A 21,722-nucleotide genomic window follows, 5' to 3' on the forward strand; every position below is an offset into this window, starting at 1 on the left:
CAAACGTTTGCGCAAGATTCTATACTCATTTCTGAAATTGTCTATTTTTAGCGAATAGAACCTCTCTTTCTACTACAAGGGAGAGGATGTTTTGGTGAAAAAGTAAATGGCATAAACTTATTTGAACAAAAATGACACTTAGTAAACTAAAGTAAGAATGGACAAACGCTTTCTATTTTGAGAATTGTCACAAAATTTGCTATAATAGTAGCTATGAATAGAATTAGGGTCAGCAGACGTGTTGAAAAAAAGCTAGCTAAGGGTCTAGTTCTTTTGGAAGCGAGTGATTTAACAGATATTGAACTGACGGATCAGGCAGTAGAAGTTCTTAGTCAAGACGGAAAGTTTTTAGGGAGCGCCTATCTTTCTCAGCAGAACAAGGGAATCGGTTGGTTCATCAGCAAGGAAAAGGTTCGTTTCAATCAAGCCTTTTTTGAAATTCTGTTTTGTAAGGCCAAGGAAGTTAGAAAGCCTTATTATCAAGATGACTTAACTACTGCCTTTCGCCTTTTTAACCAAGAGGGGGATGGTTTTGGTGGTCTGACTGTTGATCTCTATGGAGATTATGCTGTCTTTTCTTGGTACAACTCCTTTGTTTACCAGATTCGTGAGCAGATAGTAAAGGCTTTTAAGGAAGTTTTTCCTGAGGTTTTGGGGGCTTATGAAAAGATTCGTTATAAAGGTCTAGACTATGAGTCTGCTTATGTTTATGGTGAGGAAGCGCCAGATGATTTTACTGTTCTTGAGAATGGCGTACTCTATCAAGTCTTTATGAATGATGGCTTGATGACAGGGATTTTCCTAGACCAGCACGAGGTTCGTGGGAGTCTGGTTGACGGTCTAGCCATGGGCAAATCCTTGCTCAATATGTTTTCCTATACGGCTGCCTTTTCAGTTGCTGCAGCTATGGGAGGCGCGAGTGAGACGACTTCTGTCGACTTGGCCAAACGGTCTAGAGAGCTGTCAGAGGCTCATTTTCAAGCAAATGGACTCAGCACGGACAATCATCGTTTTATCGTCATGGATGTCTTTGAGTACTTTAAGTATGCCAAGCGAAAAGGCTTGACCTATGATGTGATTGTGCTTGATCCGCCGAGTTTTGCTCGAAATAAAAAACAAACTTTCTCTGTAGCTAAGGACTATCACAAGTTGATTTCCCAGAGTCTAGAGATTTTAAATCCGGGAGGGATTATCATTGCCAGTACTAATGCTGCCAATGTTTCCCGCCAGAAATTTACAGAACAAATTGATAAAGGTTTTGCAGGAAGAAGGTATCAGATTTTAAACCAATATGGTCTTCCAGCAGACTTTGCCTATAATAAAAAAGATGAAAGCAGTAATTACCTCAAGGTGATTAGTATGAAGGTTAGTAGATGAAATTAATCGTTTCAGTAATGCCAAGAAGTTTAGAAGAAGCGCAAGAACTGGATGCCACTAGGTATGAAGAGGCCGATATCATTGAGTGGCGTGCGGACTTTCTTACAAAGGACGCTATTTTACAGGTAGCACCCGCTATCTTTGAGAAATTTGCAGGACGCGAACTTGTCTTTACCCTTCGGACTCGCGCTGAGGGAGGAGAAATCGAACTGTCCTCTGAGGAGTATGTTCAAATCATCAAGGAAGTCACTCAACTTTATCAACCAGACTATGTGGATTTTGAGTACTTCAGCTACAAGGATGTTTTTGAGGAAATGTTGGATTTTCCAAATCTCGTATTGAGCTATCATAATTTCCAGGAGACACCTGAAAACATGATGGAGATTTTGTCTGAGTTGACCAGTCTCTCTCCAAAAGTAGTCAAGGTATCAGTTATGGCCCATACGGAGCAGGATGTTTTAGACCTGATGAACTACACACGAGGATTTAAAACACTCAATCCTGAGCAAGAATACGTAACCATTTCCATGGGGAAAATGGGCAAGGTATCACGCATTACTTCAGATGTGACGGGTTCGAGTTGGTCATTTGCTAGTCTGGATGAAGCGAGTGCCCCAGGTCAGATTTCTCTATCAAACATGAAAAAAATTAGGGAGATTTTGGATGAAGCTTGATGGCTATACGCGTTTAGCTGCAGTTGTTGCAAAACCCATCAAACACTCTATTTCACCCTTCATCCATAATAGGGCCTTTGAGGCGACAGCTACCAATGGTGTCTATGTGGCTTGGGAGATTGAAGCGGGTGACTTGGCAGAAACAGTCGCCAATATTCGCCGTTATCAGATGTTTGGAATCAACCTGTCTATGCCTTATAAGGAGCAAGTACTTCCTTTTCTGGATGAGTTGAGTGATGAGGCTCGTTTGATTGGGGCGGTCAATACTGTTGTCAATCATAATGGCACTTTAATTGGATATAATACAGATGGCAAGGGATTTTTTAAGAGCTTGCCTTCTTTTACAATTTCAGGTAAAAAGATGACCATTCTGGGCGCAGGTGGTGCGGCCAGATCAATCTTGGCACAAGCCATTTTGGATGGCGTCAGTCAGATTTCAGTTTTTGTTCGTTCAGTTTCCATGGAAAAAACAAGACCTTACCTAGACAAGTTGCAGGAGCAAACAGGTTTTAAAGTGGACTTGTATGCTTTAGAAGATCTTTCTGAACTGCAAGAAAAGATTGCCAAGGCGGACCTGCTCGTCAATGCGACTAGTGTGGGAATGGATGGCAAATCATCCCCAGTTCCTGAAAGCATAGTCTTACCAGAGGCTCTCTTGGTGGCAGACATTATTTACCAACCCTTTGAGACGCCATTTTTGAAATGGGCTAGAAGCCAGGGAAATCCAGCGGTCAATGGTCTAGGAATGTTGCTCTACCAAGCTGCTGAGGCTTTTCAACTGTGGACAGGTAAGGAAATGCCAACAGAAGAAATTTGGCAGTCCTTAACAGAAAAATATAAATAGTGAAAAGGAGACCCTACTATGAAAATCAGAATCGATATTCCACATCATCCTTATGATATTCAGATTGAAAAAGGTTATCTGGCCCAGGCTGGTCAATGGTTGCGAGAACTCTGGCAACCTCAAAAGATAGTCATTGTGACAGATAACCATGTAGCCTCTCTCTATGCAGAGAAGGTTAAACTCAGCCTAGAAGATGCTGGTTTTCAGGTAGCTGTTTTTGACTTTTTAGAAGGCGAAGAACGAAAGAATTTAACAACTGTTCAGAAGGTTTATGAATTTCTAGTTAAGCAGGGGTTGACTCGTAGCGATGGGATTGTGGCTCTTGGTGGTGGTGTCGTTGGGGACCTAGCTGGTTTTGTGGCCTCTACCTATATGCGGGGCATTCACTTTGTTCAGATTCCGACTAGTTTGACTGCTCAGGTTGATTCTTCTATCGGTGGTAAGACAGGTGTCAATACTCCTTTTGCTAAAAATATGGTGGGAACTTTTGCCCAACCAGATGGGGTTCTGATTGACCCGCTTGTCCTTGAAACACTCGGGAAAAGAGAGTTGATTGAAGGAATGGGTGAGGTTATCAAGTACGGCTTGATTGAGGATCCAGAACTATGGGCTCTCTTAACGGAGCTGGATGGTTCTGTTGAGAGTATTCTGGAACATGCAGAGACTTTGATAGAACATTCTTGTCAGGTTAAGCGCAAGATGGTGGTTGAGGATGAGTTGGATAACGGTGTTCGCCTTTACCTCAATTTTGGCCACACTATTGGCCATGCTATCGAAGCGACTGCCGGTTATGGCAAGGTCATGCATGGAGAGGCTGTGGCCATGGGCATGGTTCAGATTTCCAAGGTTGCTGAGGAAAAAGGCCTTATGCCAGTTGGCATAACCCAGTCCATCACAGAGATGTGCCAGAAATTTGGCTTACCTGTTGACTATGAAAACTGGGATGTTGACAAGCTTTATCAGGCTTTGACTCATGACAAGAAGGCACGTGGCAACACCTTGAAATTGGTCTTGGTACCAGAGCTTGGTTCGGCGACTATTCACTCTGTTTCCCTAGAAGAGATGAAAGACTACTTGGTAAAATAAGGAGAACCTATGAGATATTTAACTGCGGGAGAATCACACGGCCCCCGTCTGACGGCAATTATCGAGGGAATTCCAGCTGGACTTCCTTTGACAGCAGAGGACATCAATGAGGATTTGAAACGTCGTCAGGGCGGATACGGACGTGGTGGTCGTATGAAGATTGAGAGTGATCAGGTTGTCTTTACTTCGGGTGTCCGCCATGGGAAGACGACTGGGGCTCCTATTACCATGGATGTCGTCAATAAAGACCACCAAAAATGGCTGGATATCATGTCTGCTGAGGACATTGAAGCCCGCCTAAAAAGCAAACGGAAAATCACTCATCCTCGACCAGGTCATGCCGACTTGGTTGGAGGTATCAAGTACCGTTTTGATGATTTGCGTAATTCCTTGGAGCGCTCATCCGCTCGTGAAACAACCATGCGAGTAGCCGTTGGGGCAGTAGCCAAACGTCTCTTAGCTGAGCTAGATATGGAGATTGCCAACCATGTCGTGGTTTTTGGTGGCAAGGAAATCGATGTACCTGAAAATCTGACAATCGCTGAGATTAAGGAACGAACTGCCCAGTCTGAAGTTTCTATTGTCAACCAAGAACGAGAACAAGAAATCAAGGACTATATTGACCAAATCAAACGTGACGGTGATACCATCGGTGGGGTTGTGGAGACAGTCGTCGGAGGTGTTCCAGTTGGCCTTGGCTCCTATGTCCAATGGGACCGAAAATTGGATGCCAGACTGGCCCAAGCAGTTGTCTCTATCAATGCTTTTAAAGGGGTGGAATTTGGTCTTGGGTTTGAGGCAGGTTACCTTAAAGGTAGCCAAGTCATGGACGAAATTCTCTGGTCTAAAGAAGACGGCTATACTCGTCGTACCAATAATCTAGGTGGTTTTGAAGGTGGTATGACTAATGGGCAACCCATCGTTGTTCGAGGTGTCATGAAACCCATTCCCACTCTCTACAAACCATTGATGAGTGTGGATATTGAGACTCACGAACCATACAAGGCAACCGTGGAGAGAAGTGATCCAACCGCTCTTCCAGCAGCAGGTGTAGTCATGGAAGCCGTTGTTGCAACGGTTCTGGCACAAGAAATCCTTGAAAAATTCTCATCTGACAATCTAGAGGAATTAAAAGAGGCAGTTGCCAAGCACCGAGACTATACAAAGAACTATTAAGGAGTCCTTATGGCAAAAACCATCTATATCGCAGGTCTCGGTTTGATTGGTGCTTCGATGGCACTCGGTATCAAGCGTGATCATCCTGATTATGAAATTTTGGGTTATAATCGCAGTCAGGCTTCGAGAGACATTGCCTTGGAGCGGGGGATGATTGACCGTGCGACGGATGATTTTGCCAGTTTCGCTCCCCTAGCAGATGTCATCATCCTGACCTTGCCAATCAAGCAGACCATTGCTTTTATTAAGGAGTTGGCAGATTTAGACTTGAAAGAAGGCGTCATTATCTCGGATGCAGGCTCGACCAAGTCAGCCATCGTGGATGCGGCGGAGGAACATTTAGCTGGCAATCCTGTTCGCTTTGTCGGGGCCCATCCCATGGCCGGTAGCCACAAGACAGGGGCTGCCTCTGCGGATGTTAATCTCTTTGAAAATGCCTACTATATCTTCACACCTTCGAGCCTGACAAGTCCTGACACACTTGAGGAAATGAAGGATCTGCTTTCAGGCCTTCATGCTCGTTTTATCGAGATTGATGCCAAGGAGCATGATCGGGTGACTTCTCAGATTAGCCATTTTCCTCATATTCTGGCTTCCAGCCTTATGGAGCAGACGGCAGTTTATGCTCAAGAACATGAGATGGCAAGGCGCTTTGCGGCGGGTGGTTTTCGAGATATGACTCGCATTGCGGAAAGCGAGCCAGGTATGTGGACTTCCATTCTCTTGTCCAATCGTGAGACTATTCTAGATCGAATTGCGGATTTCAAGGAGCGCCTAGATGAGGTTGGACAAGCCATCAGCAAGGGAGATGAAGAGCAAATCTGGAACTTTTTCAACCAAGCGCGTGCGCAACGTCAGGCCATGGAAATCCATAAGCGTGGTGGTGTGGACAGTTCTTATGACCTCTATGTCGATGTTCCCGATGAAGAAGATGTTATCTTGCGGATTTTGGAATTACTTCGTGGGACTTCTTTGGTTAATATCCACATCAACGAAGAAAACCGTGAAGATGTTCACGGGATTCTACAAATTTCCTTTAAAAATTCTCAAGACTTAGAGCGAGCTGAACGCTTAATTACAGAAAATACGGACTACACAGTCGTCATCAAATAAGGAGAAAATCATGTCAAATATTTACGATAGTGCAAATGAACTTAGTCGCGGCTTACGCGAATTACCAGAATACAAGACTGTTAAAGCAGCTAAAGATGCCATCCAAGCTGATACGGAAGCCAGCAAGATTTTTGCAGATTACCTTGCCTTCCAGCAAGAAATCCAAGTCATGGCGCAAACGGGACAAATGCCAGATGCTTCTTTCCAAGAAAAGATGCAGTCCTTTAGTAAGCAAATCCAAGAGAACGCTCTTTTGTCAGATTTCTTTGCCAAACAACAACAATTGTCTATTTACCTTTCAGACATTGAAAAAATTGTCTTTGAACCTGTTTCAGAATTATTGAAATAGTATTTTATCTGTATAAAAGCCAGAAATTTCAGGAATTTCTGGCTTTTTTGTGATAAAATAAGAAAAAGTATTGCAAGTATGAGGTCAACTATGAAACTAAAAACAAACATTCGCCACTTACATGGCAGTATCCGCGTTCCAGGTGACAAGTCTATCAGCCACCGTTCCATTATTTTTGGGAGTTTGGCTGAGGGTGAGACCAAGGTTTATGATATTTTACGTGGAGAGGATGTACTTTCAACCATGCAGGTCTTTCGTGACCTTGGTGTTGTAATTGAGGATAAAGATGGGGTTATTACCATTCAAGGTGTTGGAATGGATGGCTTAAAAGCTCCGCAAAATGCTCTTGATATGGGGAATTCTGGAACCTCGATTCGCCTGATCTCAGGTGTCCTTGCTGGTGCAGACTTCGAAGTAGAGATGTTTGGAGATGATAGTCTTTCTAAACGTCCTATGGATCGTGTGACGATTCCATTGAAAAAAATGGGCGTTAGCATTTCGGGGCAAACGGAGCGAGACCTACCCCCTCTTCGCCTAAAAGGGACGAAAAATTTAAGACAGATTCACTATGAGTTGCCAATCGCCTCTGCACAAGTTAAGTCAGCCTTGATGTTTGCAGCCTTGCAGGCTCAGGGGGAGTCCGTTATTATCGAGAAAGAATGTACTCGCAACCACACTGAAGATATGCTTCAGCAATTTGGTGGTTATTTAAGTGTGGATGGAAAAAAAATCACAGTTCAAGGACCACAAAAACTTACAGGACAAAAGGTAGTTGTGCCAGGAGATATTTCCAGTGCAGCCTTTTGGTTGGTCGCAGGTTTGATTGTTCCAAACTCTCGTGTGGTGCTGCAGAATGTGGGGATTAACGAAACTCGTACTGGTATTATTGATGTCATTCGTGCCATGGGAGGAAAACTAGAAATAACTGAAATTGATCCAATCGCTAAATCTGCTACCTTGACTGTCGAGTCTTCAGACCTAAAAGGAACGGAGATAGGTGGAGCCTTGATTCCCCGCTTGATTGATGAATTGCCCATTATTGCCCTTCTAGCGACGCAAGCCCAAGGTGTAACAGTTATTAAGGATGCTGAGGAACTCAAGGTCAAGGAAACTGACCGCATTCAGGTGGTGGCAGATGCTTTAAATAGCATGGGGGCGGATATCACTCCGACAGCAGACGGGATGATTATCAAAGGAAAATCAAGACTTCATGGCGCTAGAGTCAATACCTTTGGTGACCACCGAATTGGAATGATGACAGCTATTGCAGCCATCTTGGTTGTTGATGGAGAGGTGGAACTTGACCGTCCTGAAGCCATCAATACCAGTTATCCTAGCTTCTTTGATGATTTGGAGACTTTGATTCATGGCTAAGGTATTACTCGGATTTATGGGGGCAGGCAAGTCGACAATTGCTAGAGGCTTGGACCCAGACTATATCGATATGGATGCCTTAATCGAGGAACGTTTGGGCATGTCCATTGCGGATTTCTTCGCTGAAAAAGGAGAAGTGGCCTTTCGTCAAGTAGAGTCAGAAGTTCTAGCTGACTTACTAAAAACGGACCGAGTTGTGTCAACTGGCGGAGGAGTCGTCATTTCTCAGAGAAATCGTGACTTGCTCAAAACCAATCCTGAAAACATCTATCTAAAAGCAGATTTTGAAACCCTCTACCAACGTATCGCAGCTGATAAGGACAATCAGCGCCCCCTTTTTCTAAATAATAGCAAGGAAGAACTGGCAGCTATTTTCCATGAAAGACAAGCTTGGTATGAGGAAGTAGCCAGTCAAGTTCTGGATGTGACCAAGCTAAGCCCAGAGGAAATTATAGAGGAACTGAGATGAAAATTGCCTATCTAGGTCCCAAGGGATCTTTTTCGCATCATGTTGTGCAGACAGCCTTTCCCAAAGAGGAATTGCAGGCTTTTGCTAATATCACAGATGTTATCAAGGCCTATGAACAGGGCTTAGTGGACTATTCTGTGGTGCCAGTTGAAAATTCTATCGAGGGTAGTGTTCATGAAACCTTGGATTACCTTTTTCATCAGGCTCGTATCCAAGCAGTTGCAGAAATCGTCCAGCCTATTCACCAGCAGTTGATGGTGGTTCCAGGTTACTCAAAAATTGAGAAAATCTTTTCTCATCCTCAGGCTCTGGCTCAAGGAAAGAGGTTCATTGATGCACACTATCCAGATGCTAAAATAGAGGTAACCGCTAGTACTGCCTATGCAGCTCGATTTATTTCAGAACATCCAGATCAGCCTTATGCAGCTATTGCTCCTAAAAGTTCAGCTGAAGAATATGGCTTGGAATTAATTGCAGAGGATATTCAGGAAATGGAAGCCAATTTCACACGTTTTTGGGTGTTAGGGGCAGAGATACCGATGATTCCTTTTAACTCGCAAGCTGAAAAAATGAGTTTGGCCTTGACCTTACCAGACAATCTACCTGGTGCTCTTTACAAGGCACTTTCGACTTTTGCTTGGAGAGGGATTGACTTAACAAAGATTGAAAGTCGCCCCCTTAAAACAGCCTTAGGAGAATACTTTTTCATTATCGATGTAGACTATAGTGATAAAGAACTGGTTCATTTTGCCAGACAGGAACTAGCATCCATTGGAATTCAGCACAAGATACTGGGAACCTACCCGATTTTTACCATAACTGATTTAGAAAAGGAGAGTCAATGAGCAAAGAAAATCCTTTAAGTCATCACGAGCAGTTACGTTATGACTATCTCTTCAAAAATATTCATTACCTCAACGACCGTGAACGGAGGGAGTTTGACTATCTGCAACAGAAGATGGCAGGTCCCAAGTCTGAAGTTCACCATTTCCAACAAGAAGAGAAAGAAGAATCTTGGGGTAGAGATATTGATCTTCCGACTTATGGCAGTAGAAGCCGGTCTAAGAAACGTGAAAAGGTAGCTCCTCAACCTAAAGTCAAAAAGAAAAAGAGAAGAATTCGCTTCAAACGAATACTGACTTGGTTCTTGCTGTTGATTACATGTGTAGTTGTAGGTATGATTTTTATGTTTCTTCGAGGGTTCCAGTCAGCAGCCAATCCAACAAATAAGCCAGCTGACGCCAAGGCAGCTCAAGTAGAGGTCTTTAACGGTCAGGATACCAAAGACGGTGTGAATATCCTAGTCATGGGGACAGATGGCCGTATCGGTCAAAATAGTGCAGAAACCCGTACCGACACAATCATGGTACTGAATGTCAGTGGATCGGATAAGAAGATCAAACTAGTCAGCTTTATGCGTGACAACTTGGTTTATATCGACGGGTACAGTAAGATTGTAAATGGCCAGAAACAGACGGATAACAAACTAAACGTTGCTTATGAACTTGGGGAACAAGAAGGGCAAAAAGGTGCTGAAATGGTCCGCAAGGTTCTAAAAGACAACTTTGATTTGGATATTAAGTACTATGCCCTAGTTGACTTCCAGGCCTTTGCAACAGCTATTGATACCCTCTTCCCTGACGGAGTAACGATTGATGCCCAATTCTCAACATTGAATGGTCAACCTTTAACAGAAGCCACAGTTGGAGATGACCTTCATGCAACAGAGACAGAGTCCCCAACCCAAACCATCAAAGTTGGAAAACAGCAGATGAATGGATCCACCTTGCTGAACTATGCTCGCTTCCGTGATGATGACGAGGGAGACTACGGCCGTACCAAACGTCAGCAACAAGTCATGTCAGCAGTTCTTGAGCAAATCAAAGATCCAACCAAGCTCTTTACGGGATCAGAGGCACTTGGAAAAGTCTTTGGCATGACCTCAACAAATCTACCATATAGCTTCTTGTTGACCAATGGCTTATCTGTCCTAGAAGGTGCTCAAAATGGCATTGAAAGACTCACCGTACCAGAACTTGGTGACTGGGTAGACGCTTATGATATCTATGGTGGACAAGGACTTCTAGTCGATCAAAATAAATACCAGACCAAACTCGCCCAAATGGGAATGAGATAGTATACTATAAAGAAATCAAAGTTTGAATCACTAGTAAAAAAGTGGTTTAGGCTTTGATTTTTCTTAGTATCTGATGGATTTTTAGGGCTTTTTTATGGTATAATAAAACGATATAACTCGTTATTGTACAGAAGAGGAGAGACATGAGTGATTTGAAAGCGATTCAGGCTCGTAGTCTGGAAATGGCTGAATATTTCGTCGCATTTTGTAAAGAACATGATTTGTTGTGCTATCTCTGTGGCGGAGGGGCTATTGGTGCCCTTCGGAACAATGGCTTCATTCCTTGGGATGATGATTTAGACTTTTTCATGCCGCGTAAGGACTATGAAAAATTAGCAGAGCTGTGGCCACGTTATGCAGATGAGCGTTATTTCTTGTCAAAGAGTAACAAAGATTTTGTAGACCGTAACCTTTTTATTACCATTCGTGATAAGGAAACTACTTGTATCAAGCCTTATCAGAAGGATTTGGATTTACCACACGGTTTGGCCTTGGATGTTTTACCTTTAGATTATTATCCTAAAAATCCAGCTGAGCGTAAGAAACAAGTTCGTTGGGCCCTGATTTATTCACTCTTTTGTGCGCAAACTATCCCAGAAAAGCATGGTGCAGTCATGAAATGGGGAAGTCGTATTTTACTAGGTTTAACTCCAAAATCTCTACGTTATCACATTTGGAAAAAAGCTGAAAAAGAAATGACCAAGTATGGTCTGGCTGAGAGCGATGGAATCACGGAATTATGCTCGGGTCCTGGCTACATGCGAAACAAATACCCAATCGCATCCTTTGAAGACAATCTTTTCTTACCATTTGAAGGAACAGAGATGCCCATACCAGTTGGCTATGATGCCTATCTCAGCACTGCTTTTGGGGATTATATGACACCGCCGCCAGCGGACAAGCAAGTACCGCATCATGACGCCATTATAGCAGACATGGACAAGAGCTACACAGAGTACAAGGGAGAATATGGAGCATGATGGGAGAAAAAATAAGCGTTGTCGTTCCGGTCTACAATGTAGAAGCCTATCTGGAGAAGTGTGTCGAATCCATTTTAGAACAGACCTATACCAACTTGGAAATTCTTCTTGTCAATGATGGTTCGACGGATAATAGTGGAGAACTGTGTGATCAATTAGCTCAAAGAGATCAACGGATTCGTGTCATTCACAAGGAAAACGGTGGCTTGTCTGATGCTCGAAATAGAGGGATTGAAGAGGCAAGTTCTGATTTGATCGGTTTTATCGATAGTGATGACTACATTGACGAAGATATGTATGAGACTCTTTACCGCCAAATGCTAGAATCCGATGCTGATCTTTCTATGTGTGGACATTATGATGTTTATCACCAAATTCCAGAAAAGCAAGTTGCAGCGATTCAGACTTGGGAATTAACTCCCCAAGAGGCCATTAAAATGGTCATGGAAGCTAAAATCCTCTCGGTCACAGCTGTCAACAAACTTTATAAAAAAGAACTCTTTGAACAACTACGATTTGAAATTGGTAAAATAGCAGAAGATGCCTTTATTATGATTGCCTTGATTCATCAATGTCGCAGGATTGTTGCAACAAATGAAAAAAAATACTATTATGTTCACCGTGAAAATAGTATCACGACTCAAAAATTCTCCTTGAAATTTTTAAACGTTATTGAGGCTTATGAGCAAAACGCAAATATTATCAGAGAGAATTATCCTGAACTAGCAGATGTTGCAACCATGCGTTTAAACTGGGCTTACTTCTATGTATTGGATAGGCTCTTGATTGATGCAGATTTTAAGGATAAGGCCTTAGAAGACCGTTTGATTGCCTATCTAAAGAAAAACACAAAGTACATTCTTTCAGATAGTCGTTTTACAAGAGCAAGAAAAGTGAGTTTCTTAGCTTTGTTCTTGAGTCGAAAATTGTATACGAAAATCTTGCTTACACAAACTAAGCGTTAGGAGAAAAAATGATTTCATTTATTGAAAAAAACTATTTTAAAATCAATTTGCTATTTTTATCAGTTATATCTTTTTACTGTATGGCAGGCTTGATTGTTCCACTTCAGCCAATCTCGGCCAATAAATTTGTCACTCTTGGCATGACCCTCATGGGTGTTTTGTTGGGACTTTATAATTTCTTTATCAAAAAAGTCTATCTGAATGTCCGAAAAATTGAGTATTTGATTCTCTTTTTTCTAATGAATATCCTGACAGCTGCCTTAGTTGTCAAGTATGGATTTTCAACTAATATAAAGAATTTAGTTGTCTTTTTCATCTATTTCTTTGCACTTTATCCAGCCTTTCAGTCTTTCACAGTGAAAAAAGCGCGTGCCCTCTTTGATGTATTCTTTTCAGTTATCACTGTTGCAAATACTATAGGTGTATTTGTATCAATTTGGCAATTCTTCATGCTGCAGGGCTACCGCGTATTGGATTACAAGGGCTTATTGATCCGCCAAGGATTTGTAGAGTCTCGTCTATTTGGGATTCTGGCCAGTCCCAACTATCTCTCTATTATTTCTTTGATGGTGATTATTTATTTGTGGATGCGCTTGTCACTCTACAATACAGTCCTTAAAACTCTGGCTATCTCATCAATTCTGCTAAATTTTGCTTATATTGTACTGTCAGGTTCAAGGACAACCTATATCTGTTTGGTAGTCGTTGCTTTCTTATATGCTTTGATGACGGCTAACTGGTCTAAAAAAACTAAGTCACTTCTTACTGTTCTAGTGACAGTAGGATTGGTATTTGTCGGCTATAATGGTATCAAATATAGTAGCGATATATACTTGAAAGCTCACTCAACTCAAATCCAAAAGAACCAAGAAAATGGACAAAATGGAGACAATAATCTTTCTCTTGAGAGAACTGACACAAGTGAAGAGAATATCTCCAATAACCGTTTTGCCATTTGGCAGTCAACAGCTTCCTTTATCCCTAGACGTCCTCTGTTTGGATATTCAGGAGGAAACTGGTATGAGTTAGGTAAAGAATATGATGCTTCTGCCTATATCATCAAACAACATTATCTTACTCACAACGGCTACCTTGAGTTGTTATTCTATGATGGTATCACAGGTTTTATCCCTATGGCTATCTTTATGCTTTCCTTCATCATTTCAAGTCTTAAGAAATATAAAAAAGACCTTCAAGAAGGTCGCCACAATCATGAATTGATCACCATTCTGTTGATGACTGTTGTTATTCTCATTTCTAACTTGTTCTTGAGTTCAACCTTCTATGGAATTTCTCTACAGGGTTGTATCTTGTTTGTGATTTCAGGTTACTATTTTTCTGTTCTCTATAAAAAAAGAGATGGCTACAGAAAGCTAGACGAAGCAGAAATCAAAGAAGTTGAACTAGATGTCATGGATTACATCCACAATCTCTGTCAAAAAGAGAACATCAACTATTCACTGGCTTATGGAACCTTGCTGGGAGCAGTGAGACACAAGGGTTACATTCCTTGGGATGACGATATTGATATCTCTTTGAAACGCGATGAATACGACAAATTGTATCAAGCTATTTTGCAAGATAATGATCCTGTCTACAAGGTTGTTTCTTGGGAAAATGACGCTCGCTACCCTTACCCATTTTATCGAGTCTATGATGCGCGAACTGTCTATGATAACAACTATATCGAAAATGATATTGATTTAGGGATTTGTGTGGATGTTTTCCCATTTGACTATTATGCTGATGTTAACAAGGACATGGTAAAACTAGATACTTACCGTCGTTTATCAGTCTATACCCTTTATGGCATTCATAATAAGAATGCGAAACTCAAGAATGTTTTCAGATATCTACTTGTCCTTGTTTTTCGTCTGACTCGTGTCAAAACTTGGAACCAAAAGATGAATACCCTATCAATGCAAGAAAAAGATGGAGACTTCATTGACTACCTCATGGAGAACAAAAGAGTTTCTACGAAGTTTGACAAGTCCTTCTTGGATACGACGATTGACAGTCCATTTGAAGATAGAGTTTACAAAATTCCTGAGGCCTATCAGCCAATCCTTTCTGCCATCTACGGAGATGACTTTATGGAAATTCCTCCTCTAGAAAAACGAGTGAAGCATGATGACTTCCTCGCTTATATAAAGGAGGGATAGAAGGTGTTACAATGGTTAAAAAGAAGTTTAGCCAGCCTCTTAGGAGATAAGAAAGACCTGGTTAAAAACCTGCCTATTATCAAGAGTTTAAATAAAAAAGCCAATATCGACTTGGATTCAAAGAGAAGCAATTTGCTCAAAGAAAATTTTGAAGATATTCTAAAGGCAATCTATCAATCGAATCTGAAAACCTATGATATCTGGTTAGACTTTGGGACTTTACTTGGTTTCTACAGGGAAAATGATTTGATTCCGCATGATTTAGATATGGACTTTGGGATTATTATCCCAGACTATGAAGCCTTTTTAAGGGATGAGAAAGTTCTTTTGGAGAAAGGCTTTGTCAGAACAAAAGAGTTCTATTACAATGATAAGCTTGTAGAATTATCCTATAGTTACAAGGGTCTCAATGTGGATTTTATTGTCTATGATAAAAAGGAGGATGCCATCTCCTCAGATACTATTTTCTACATGACAAATGCCTTGGGAAATCCTACAAGATATGAAGTCTACCACTATGAATTGCCCTTTACAGCACTAACTGAATGCAGTTTTAAAGAGATTCTAGTAAAAGTTCCAGAAAATACAAGAGACTACATCAGTCACTTGTATGGGGAGGATTTTGAAATCCCTAACACCCACTACAACTGGAAAGAAAATCCAATTTACAAACAAAAAGATGCTAATTTGGCTAAAGTACTTTTGAAAAAGTAAACTTGGAAATACAAGAAAAGAGGGGATGGTGAAGTTCTTCCTTGTTAACTCTAGTCCCTACTCTAGTGTAACAAACAGGATTATCCTTCCCTCTTTTTGTCTTATAATGACGGAAAGAAGCTAGAAAAGTTGCTACTAGGATGAATCTTCCATCCTAGCTTCCGCTATCAAAGAAAGAAGTGGTATTATCTTGAAAAAGAAAGTGGAACCATGTTGGTCGGTCTTCATACGGTGAATGCTCAGACCTACTATTTTGGTCCGAACGGAGCTATGCAAACAGGTTGGAAACAGCTTGATGGTAATTGGTACTATTTCCAAGCTGATGGTTCTTTGTTGAAGAACGCAACAACACCTGATGGTTACAAAGTAAACGAAGAAGGTATCTGGAAACAGGCTGTTGCTGCTGTAGATAGCGAGGCAGTCAAGCCAGAACAGAAACAAGAAGCTGATTCCTCTATTGTTGAACAACCTAAACAAGATTCAAATCTAGAAGCCAACGCTTCTGAAAAGAAAGAAAAAGAATAAAGAAGAAATCCCCTACTGGCAACTAATTTATCAGTAGGGGATTTTTTAATTTCGTTTTAATTTAGCAAGTACAAGGTTCAGTGCATAGTGGAGTGTTTTGTCTTTGGTGATAAAGAGGGTCAAGAGGTAATAGATACCACAAGTTGCTACGGTAGACAGAACCATGAGAACCATATTGAAGTTGACCGTATAAGAGTTGATTTGGAAAAGAAATTTAAACGCAAAATAGATAGGGATGAATCCAAGGGATACAATAGTGTAACGTGTCAGAGTAGCAAAGATTTCTTTCAAATCAATCAGTTGGTGTTTCTGGATAAAGCGTATTTCCAGGAGAACGACGATAGTCTCCGCAAGAATGGTCGTAGCGATATAGTACTCTGGTGCGAAAATATTATTGAAATACAAGAGGCAGTTGAAGAGAATATTGGCTCCGCCACCAAGGAAGTAGAAGGCTGTTAAGCGATTTTCGTGGTCATTGATAAAGATAATTTGTTTACCAAGAATCAATTCGATAGCCCAGATGATGGTACGAAATGCAAAGACACTAGTCACGATTCCAGCTTCGAGGTATTTTTCAGAAGAGTAGATAACTGCCGCGTAGTTCCCTAATACCATAATCCCAATACTGGTTGGAACGATGAGGAAGTAGAAGAGAGCAGCTCCTTGATTCAGAAGATTTTTATAAGAATTGTAGTCTTTCTTACCGAGGTAGTAGCCGAGTCGTGGAATGCTAACGTTGATAGCTCCACTCAAGACACTAGCAATCAACATAACGATGCTAGAAGCAATGGTGTAATAAGAAATGTAGTTTTCATCTGGTCCCTTGGTGATAAACATTCTATCAAGCAAGGTATAGAGCATGTTAGCGTTCGCTAAGAGTAGCATGGTCAAGAGCGGTTTAGATGCTTTGACTAATTCAACAAGACCGATCTTAACAAAGGAAACTTCTCTCTTAATCCAAAGAAAACTGAGCAGGTAGTTGAAGATAGTGGTTGCTGTCATAACGATAGCATAAGGAACGATATCATCTGCCGTTTTAACAAAGGTGAAGATAGCGACCAGCATGGCAATCCGGATGATCAATGTCTTATAGAGGATGAAGGAATAATTTTCATACGCTTCGTTCATCCATTCGATATTGAGAAATTGGAAGAGTGCTTGGGCCCCTAGGATGTAGTACAGGACTTTCAGATTCTCAATGCTGGTGTCAAAGAAGATAATGAGGAAGTAGATACCTGTCGTCAGGAGAGAGGTGAAAACCGAGATATAAAACAACTTAGAAAAGACGTAGTTGATTTTATTCTTGTCATCCTTGACCTTACTGATAGCTCGAATCCCGTAGTTGTATATTCCAAAGGCAGCTAGTGGAATAACGAAACTTGCCCAGGTATTGGCTGTATTGAAATAACCGTAATTGGATTTGCTGAGAATCCGCGTCAGATAAGGATTGGTTATCAGTGGAAAAACGATATTGAGAATATTGACCAGCAAGCTGGCTAAGGCATTTACTTTTATATTTTTCATTGAACTTTCTTTCTTAAATCTAAAATCATATCTAGTATTATATCACATTCTCGCTTCATTCTTTTGATAAAATCGTAAAAATCTAGTATAATAGATAGACTGAAAGTATGAGGTTACTAGATATGAAGATGAAACAAATTAGTGATACAACACTGAAAATCACGATGACTTTAGATGATTTGATGGATCGGGGAATGGAGATTGCAGACTTTCTCGTTCCTCAGGAAAAAACCGAAGAGTTTTTCTATGCTATTTTAGATGAGTTAGAGATGCCAGACAATTTCTTGGATAGTGGCATGCTGAGTTTCCGCGTGACGCCAAAACCTGATAAGGTCGACGTCTTTGTGACCAAGTCCAAGATTGACCAAAATTTGGATTTTGAAGATTTGGCGGATCTACCAGACATGGAAGAATTAGCCCAAATGTCGCCGGATGAATTTCTCAAAACCTTGGAAAAGAGCATTGCAGATAAAACCAAGGACGATATTGAGGCCATCCAATCTCTAGAGCAGGTCGAAGCAAAGGAAGAAGAGCAAGAGCAGGCAGACAAGGAGACTGAGAATAAGAAAGAACCTTACATCTACTACATCCTTTCTTTTGCGAAGTTAGCTGACTTGGTTTCTTTTGCAAAGACGGTTAACTACCAGATGGAAACATCTGAACTCTATAAGATGAATGGACACTACTATTTGACAATCTTAGTCGATGTGGAAAATCATCCAAGTCCATATCCGGCTTGGCTCTTGGCTCGTATGCGTGAATTTGCAGATGATAGTGACATCAGTCGTTCAGTTTTGCAAGAGTATGGGCAAATCTTGATCAATCACGATGCAGTTCTTAATTTGCAAAAGATTCATTCATAATTTTTAAAATCAATTTTCATTTATCAAGAAAGACGAATCATGGGATTCGTTTTTTCTTTACTAGACTGAAATAGTGATTTACTATAATAGGAATTTTCATAAAATTCTGTTATAATGGCTATATCAGAAAATTTCTAGGAGACAAACATGACAGTTAAAATTGCTTTACTTGGATTTGGTACCGTTGCAAGTGGCGTGCCTTTCCTCCTAAAGGAAAATGGAGAAAAAATCATCCAATCAGCTCATTCTGAGATTGAAGTAGCCAAGGTATTGGTCAAGGATGAAGATGAAAAGAATCGCTTGCTTGCAGCAGGGAATGACTTTAACTTTGTGACCAATGTAGATGATATTTTAGCAGACAAAGATGTTACCATTGTAGTGGAATTGATGGGGCGTATCGAACCAGCTAAGACCTTTATCACTCGTGCCTTAGAAGCTGGGAAACACGTTGTTACTGCTAACAAGGACCTTTTGGCTGTCCATGGTACAGAATTGTTAGAAATCGCTAAAGAGCATAATGTAGCACTTTACTACGAAGCGGCAGTAGCTGGTGGGATTCCAATTCTTCGTACTTTGGCAAATTCATTAGCTTCTGACAAAATTACGCGCGTTCTTGGTGTCGTTAACGGAACTTCCAACTTCATGATGACCAAGATGGTCGAAGAAGGCTGGTCTTACGATGATGCTCTGGCTGAAGCACAAAGATTAGGTTTTGCAGAAAGCGATCCTACAAATGACGTGGATGGGATTGACGCAGCCTACAAGATGGTGATTTTGAGCCAGTTTGCTTTTGGTATGAAGGTTGCCTTTGACGATGTAGCCCACAAGGGAATCCGTAACATCACACCAGAAGACGTAGCTGTAGCTCAAGACTTGGGCTATGTAGTGAAATTGGTTGGTTCTATCGAGGAAACTCCTTCAGGTATTGCTGCAGAAGTGACTCCAACCTTCCTACCTAAAGCACATCCACTTGCCAGTGTGAATGGGGTAATGAACGCAGTCTTTGTAGAATCTATCGGTATTGGTGAATCTATGTATTACGGACCAGGTGCGGGTCAAAAACCAACTGCAACAAGTGTTGTAGCGGACATTGTCCGTATCGTTCGTCGCTTGAATGATGGTACTATTGGTAAAGACTTCAACGAATATAGCCGTGACTTGGTCTTGGCTAATCCAGAAGATGTCAAAGCTAATTACTACTTCTCAATCTTGGCTCCAGACTCAAAAGGTCAGGTCTTGAAATTGGCTGAGATTTTCAACGCTCAAGATATTTCCTTCAAGCAAATCCTCCAAGATGGCAAAGAGGGTGACAAGGCGCGTGTCGTCATTATTACACATAAGATCAATAAAGCACAACTTGAGAATGTTTCAGCTGAGTTGGCCAAAGCTTCAGAATTTGACCTCTTGAATACCTTCAAGGTGTTAGGAGAATAGGATGAAGATTATTGTACCTGCAACCAGTGCCAATATTGGGCCAGGTTTTGATTCGGTCGGTGTAGCTGTTACCAAGTATCTTCAAATTGAGGTCTGTGAAGAACGGGATGAGTGGTTGATTGAACACCAGATTGGCAAATGGATTCCCCATGACGAGCGTAATCTTTTGCTTAAGATTGCCTTGCAAATTGCGCCTGACTTGCAACCGAGACGCTTGAAAATGACCAGTGATGTTCCCTTGGCGCGTGGTTTGGGTTCTTCTAGCTCGGTTATCGTTGCTGGAATTGAACTGGCTAACCAACTGGGCAATCTCAACTTATCTGACCATGAAAAATTGCAGCTGGCGACCAAGATTGAAGGGCATCCTGACAATGTGGCTCCAGCTATCTATGGTAATCTTGTTGTTGCGAGCTCTGTTGACGGAGAAGTTTCTGCTATCGTAGCAGACTTCCCAGAGTGTGATTTTTTAGCTTATATTCCCAACTATGAACTGCGTACCCGAGACAGTCGTGGTGTCCTTCCTAAGAAATTGTCCTACAAGGAAGCTGTTGCAGCTAGTTCTATCGCCAATGTGGCCGTTGCAGCCTTGTTAGCAGGAGATATGGTGACTGCTGGGCAAGCAATCGAGGGGGACCTCTTCCATGAGCGCTATCGTCAGGACCTAGTGAGAGAATTTGCGACGATTAAGCAAGTAGCCAAAGAGAATAGTGCCTATGCAACCTATCTCTCTGGTGCCGGACCGACAGTTATGGTCTTGGCTTCTCACGACAAGATGCCGAAGATTAAGGCAGAATTGCAAAAGCAGTCTTTCAAAGGCAAACTTCATGATTTGAAAGTTGACACCCAAGGTGTCCGTGTCGAAACAAAGTAAAGAAATAGAAGATAGGATGGGGAAACTCTTGAACAGAGGGCTTCCTGTCCTTTTTTTGAAAAGAAGTCTAGTCAAAGAACTTGATAAAGGAGAAATAAAGATGGCAGAAATTTATCTAGCAGGTGGTTGTTTTTGGGGTTTAGAGGAATATTTTTCCCGTATTTCTGGAGTACTAGCAACCAGTGTCGGCTACGCTAATGGGCAGGTCGAAACGACCAATTACCAGCTGCTCAAGGAAACAGACCATGCAGAGACTGTTCAAGTGATCTACGATGAGAAAGCAGTGTCACTCAGAGAGATTTTGCTCTATTATTTCCGAGTCATCGATCCCTTATCTATCAATCAGCAAGGGAATGACCGTGGTCGTCAATATCGAACGGGGATTTATTACCAAGATGAAGCAGACTTGCCAGCTATCTACACTGTGGTGCAGGAGCAGGAACGCATGCTAGGTCGAAAGATTGCAGTAGAAGTGGAGAAACTTCGCCACTATATTCTGGCGGAAGACTACCACCAAGACTATCTTAAGAAGAATCCTTCAGGTTACTGTCATATCGATGTGACCGATGCTGAGAAGCCATTGATTGATGTGGCAAACTATGAAAAGCCTAGTCAAGAGGTGTTAAAGGACAGTTTAACTGAAGAGTCCTATCGTGTCACCCAAGAAGCTGCTACAGAGGCTCCATTTAGTAATGCCTATGACCAAACCTTTGAAGAAGGGATTTATGTAGATATCACGACTGGCGAGCCACTTTTTTTTGCCAAGGATAAGTTTGCTTCAGGTTGTGGTTGGCCAAGTTTTAGTCGTCCGATTTCTAAGGAGTTGATTCACTACTACAAGGATTTGAGTCATGGAATGGAGCGAATCGAAGTTCGTTCTCGGTCAGGAAATGCTCACTTGGGGCATGTTTTCACAGATGGACCTCGTGAGTTAGGTGGCCTCCGTTACTGTATCAATTCGGCTTCCTTGCGTTTTGTAGCCAAGGATGAGATGGAAGAAGCAGGATACGGCTATTTATTGCCATACTTAAACAAATAAACAGAGAGGGTGGGCGCTTCCCACTTTCTTCATTTCCAGAATAAGA

At 41.6% G+C, this 21,722-nt stretch carries 20 protein-coding genes and 1 pseudogene; 20 read left to right on the forward strand and 1 reads right to left on the reverse strand.

The window, feature by feature from the left end:
• Window positions 1-213: 213 nt before the first annotated feature.
• From SOR_RS03665 to SOR_RS03740, 16 genes and pseudogenes are all read left to right on the forward strand, one after another.
• Window positions 214-1,377: a class I SAM-dependent rRNA methyltransferase gene (locus tag SOR_RS03665; protein WP_001079987.1), complete on the forward strand. Its 1,164-nt coding sequence runs from the start codon at window positions 214-216 to the stop codon at window positions 1,375-1,377.
• Complete coding sequence (gene aroD, locus SOR_RS03670; RefSeq protein ID WP_000767782.1) at window positions 1,374-2,051, forward strand: type I 3-dehydroquinate dehydratase; 678 nt, start codon at window positions 1,374-1,376, stop codon at window positions 2,049-2,051. Before SOR_RS03665 ends, aroD begins: the two co-directional genes overlap by 4 nt.
• A complete protein-coding gene (locus SOR_RS03675) occupies window positions 2,041-2,895 on the forward strand; it encodes a shikimate dehydrogenase (protein ID WP_000762461.1) in 855 nt (284 codons plus the stop codon). The genes aroD and SOR_RS03675 overlap by 11 nt, the downstream gene beginning before the upstream one ends.
• An 18-nt stretch (window positions 2,896-2,913) precedes the next feature.
• Window positions 2,914-3,981, forward strand: a complete 1,068-nt coding sequence (gene aroB, locus SOR_RS03680) for a 3-dehydroquinate synthase (protein ID WP_000702177.1) — start codon at window positions 2,914-2,916, stop codon at window positions 3,979-3,981.
• Window positions 3,982-3,990: 9 nt separating this feature from the next.
• Window positions 3,991-5,157, forward strand: coding sequence for a chorismate synthase (gene aroC, locus SOR_RS03685; RefSeq protein ID WP_001269855.1), 1,167 nt, complete (start codon window positions 3,991-3,993; stop codon window positions 5,155-5,157).
• A gap of 9 nt (window positions 5,158-5,166) precedes the next feature.
• On the forward strand, window positions 5,167-6,270 hold the full coding sequence (locus SOR_RS03690) for a prephenate dehydrogenase (RefSeq protein ID WP_001140467.1): 1,104 nt from the start codon (window positions 5,167-5,169) through the stop codon (window positions 6,268-6,270).
• A 10-nt stretch (window positions 6,271-6,280) separates the two neighbouring features.
• Window positions 6,281-6,619 (forward strand): YlbF/YmcA family competence regulator, encoded by a 339-nt coding sequence (locus SOR_RS03695; RefSeq protein ID WP_000065985.1) that lies wholly within the window; start codon window positions 6,281-6,283, stop codon window positions 6,617-6,619.
• A gap of 90 nt (window positions 6,620-6,709) precedes the next feature.
• Window positions 6,710-7,993, forward strand: coding sequence for a 3-phosphoshikimate 1-carboxyvinyltransferase (gene aroA / locus SOR_RS03700; protein ID WP_000769901.1), 1,284 nt, complete (start codon window positions 6,710-6,712; stop codon window positions 7,991-7,993).
• A complete protein-coding gene (locus SOR_RS03705; RefSeq protein ID WP_001151356.1) occupies window positions 7,986-8,462 on the forward strand; it encodes a shikimate kinase in 477 nt (158 codons plus the stop codon). The genes aroA and SOR_RS03705 overlap by 8 nt, the downstream gene beginning before the upstream one ends.
• A complete protein-coding gene (gene pheA, locus SOR_RS03710; RefSeq protein ID WP_000686432.1) occupies window positions 8,459-9,307 on the forward strand; it encodes a prephenate dehydratase in 849 nt (282 codons plus the stop codon). Before SOR_RS03705 ends, pheA begins: the two co-directional genes overlap by 4 nt.
• Complete coding sequence (locus SOR_RS03715) at window positions 9,304-10,599, forward strand: LCP family protein (protein ID WP_000032322.1); 1,296 nt, start codon at window positions 9,304-9,306, stop codon at window positions 10,597-10,599. Before pheA ends, SOR_RS03715 begins: the two co-directional genes overlap by 4 nt.
• A gap of 143 nt (window positions 10,600-10,742) precedes the next feature.
• Window positions 10,743-11,579, forward strand: coding sequence for a LicD family protein (locus tag SOR_RS03720; RefSeq protein ID WP_001281451.1), 837 nt, complete (start codon window positions 10,743-10,745; stop codon window positions 11,577-11,579).
• On the forward strand, window positions 11,576-12,544 hold the full coding sequence (locus SOR_RS03725; RefSeq protein WP_000971803.1) for a glycosyltransferase family 2 protein: 969 nt from the start codon (window positions 11,576-11,578) through the stop codon (window positions 12,542-12,544). The genes SOR_RS03720 and SOR_RS03725 overlap by 4 nt, the downstream gene beginning before the upstream one ends.
• Before the next feature lie 8 nt (window positions 12,545-12,552).
• A complete protein-coding gene (locus SOR_RS03730; protein WP_000622810.1) occupies window positions 12,553-14,706 on the forward strand; it encodes a LicD family protein in 2,154 nt (717 codons plus the stop codon).
• Window positions 14,707-14,709: 3 nt separating this feature from the next.
• On the forward strand, window positions 14,710-15,420 hold the full coding sequence (locus SOR_RS03735) for a LicD family protein (RefSeq protein WP_000942449.1): 711 nt from the start codon (window positions 14,710-14,712) through the stop codon (window positions 15,418-15,420).
• A 180-nt stretch (window positions 15,421-15,600) separates the two neighbouring features.
• Window positions 15,601-15,945 (forward strand): annotated as a pseudogene (locus SOR_RS03740) (N-acetylmuramoyl-L-alanine amidase family protein); the annotation flags it as partial.
• 45 nt (window positions 15,946-15,990) lie between these two features.
• Here the strand turns inward: SOR_RS03740 and SOR_RS03745 are convergent.
• Complete coding sequence (locus SOR_RS03745; protein WP_000789712.1) at window positions 15,991-17,469, reverse strand: oligosaccharide flippase family protein; 1,479 nt, start codon at window positions 17,467-17,469, stop codon at window positions 15,991-15,993.
• 122 nt (window positions 17,470-17,591) lie between these two features.
• Here SOR_RS03745 and mecA point away from each other — a divergent pair, with 122 nt between their 5' ends.
• The 4 genes from mecA (at window position 17,592) to msrB (ending at window position 21,676) form a co-directional block, all read left to right on the forward strand.
• Entirely contained in the window at window positions 17,592-18,332 is a 741-nt protein-coding gene (gene mecA / locus SOR_RS03750) for an adaptor protein MecA (RefSeq protein ID WP_000782701.1), read from the forward strand.
• A 147-nt stretch (window positions 18,333-18,479) separates the two neighbouring features.
• The gene (locus SOR_RS03755) at window positions 18,480-19,766 is read left to right on the forward strand and encodes a homoserine dehydrogenase (protein WP_000216341.1); all 1,287 of its coding nucleotides are present in this window, start codon (window positions 18,480-18,482) and stop codon (window positions 19,764-19,766) included.
• Window position 19,767: 1 nt separating this feature from the next.
• Entirely contained in the window at window positions 19,768-20,637 is an 870-nt protein-coding gene (thrB, locus tag SOR_RS03760) for a homoserine kinase (protein ID WP_000692415.1), read from the forward strand.
• A gap of 100 nt (window positions 20,638-20,737) precedes the next feature.
• Complete coding sequence (gene msrB, locus SOR_RS03765) at window positions 20,738-21,676, forward strand: peptide-methionine (R)-S-oxide reductase MsrB (RefSeq protein ID WP_041170845.1); 939 nt, start codon at window positions 20,738-20,740, stop codon at window positions 21,674-21,676.
• Window positions 21,677-21,722: the final 46 nt, after the last annotated feature.

Origin of the sequence: Streptococcus oralis Uo5 (assembly GCF_000253155.1) — a bacterium.
Taxonomy (GTDB): Bacteria; Bacillota; Bacilli; order Lactobacillales; family Streptococcaceae; genus Streptococcus; species Streptococcus oralis_L.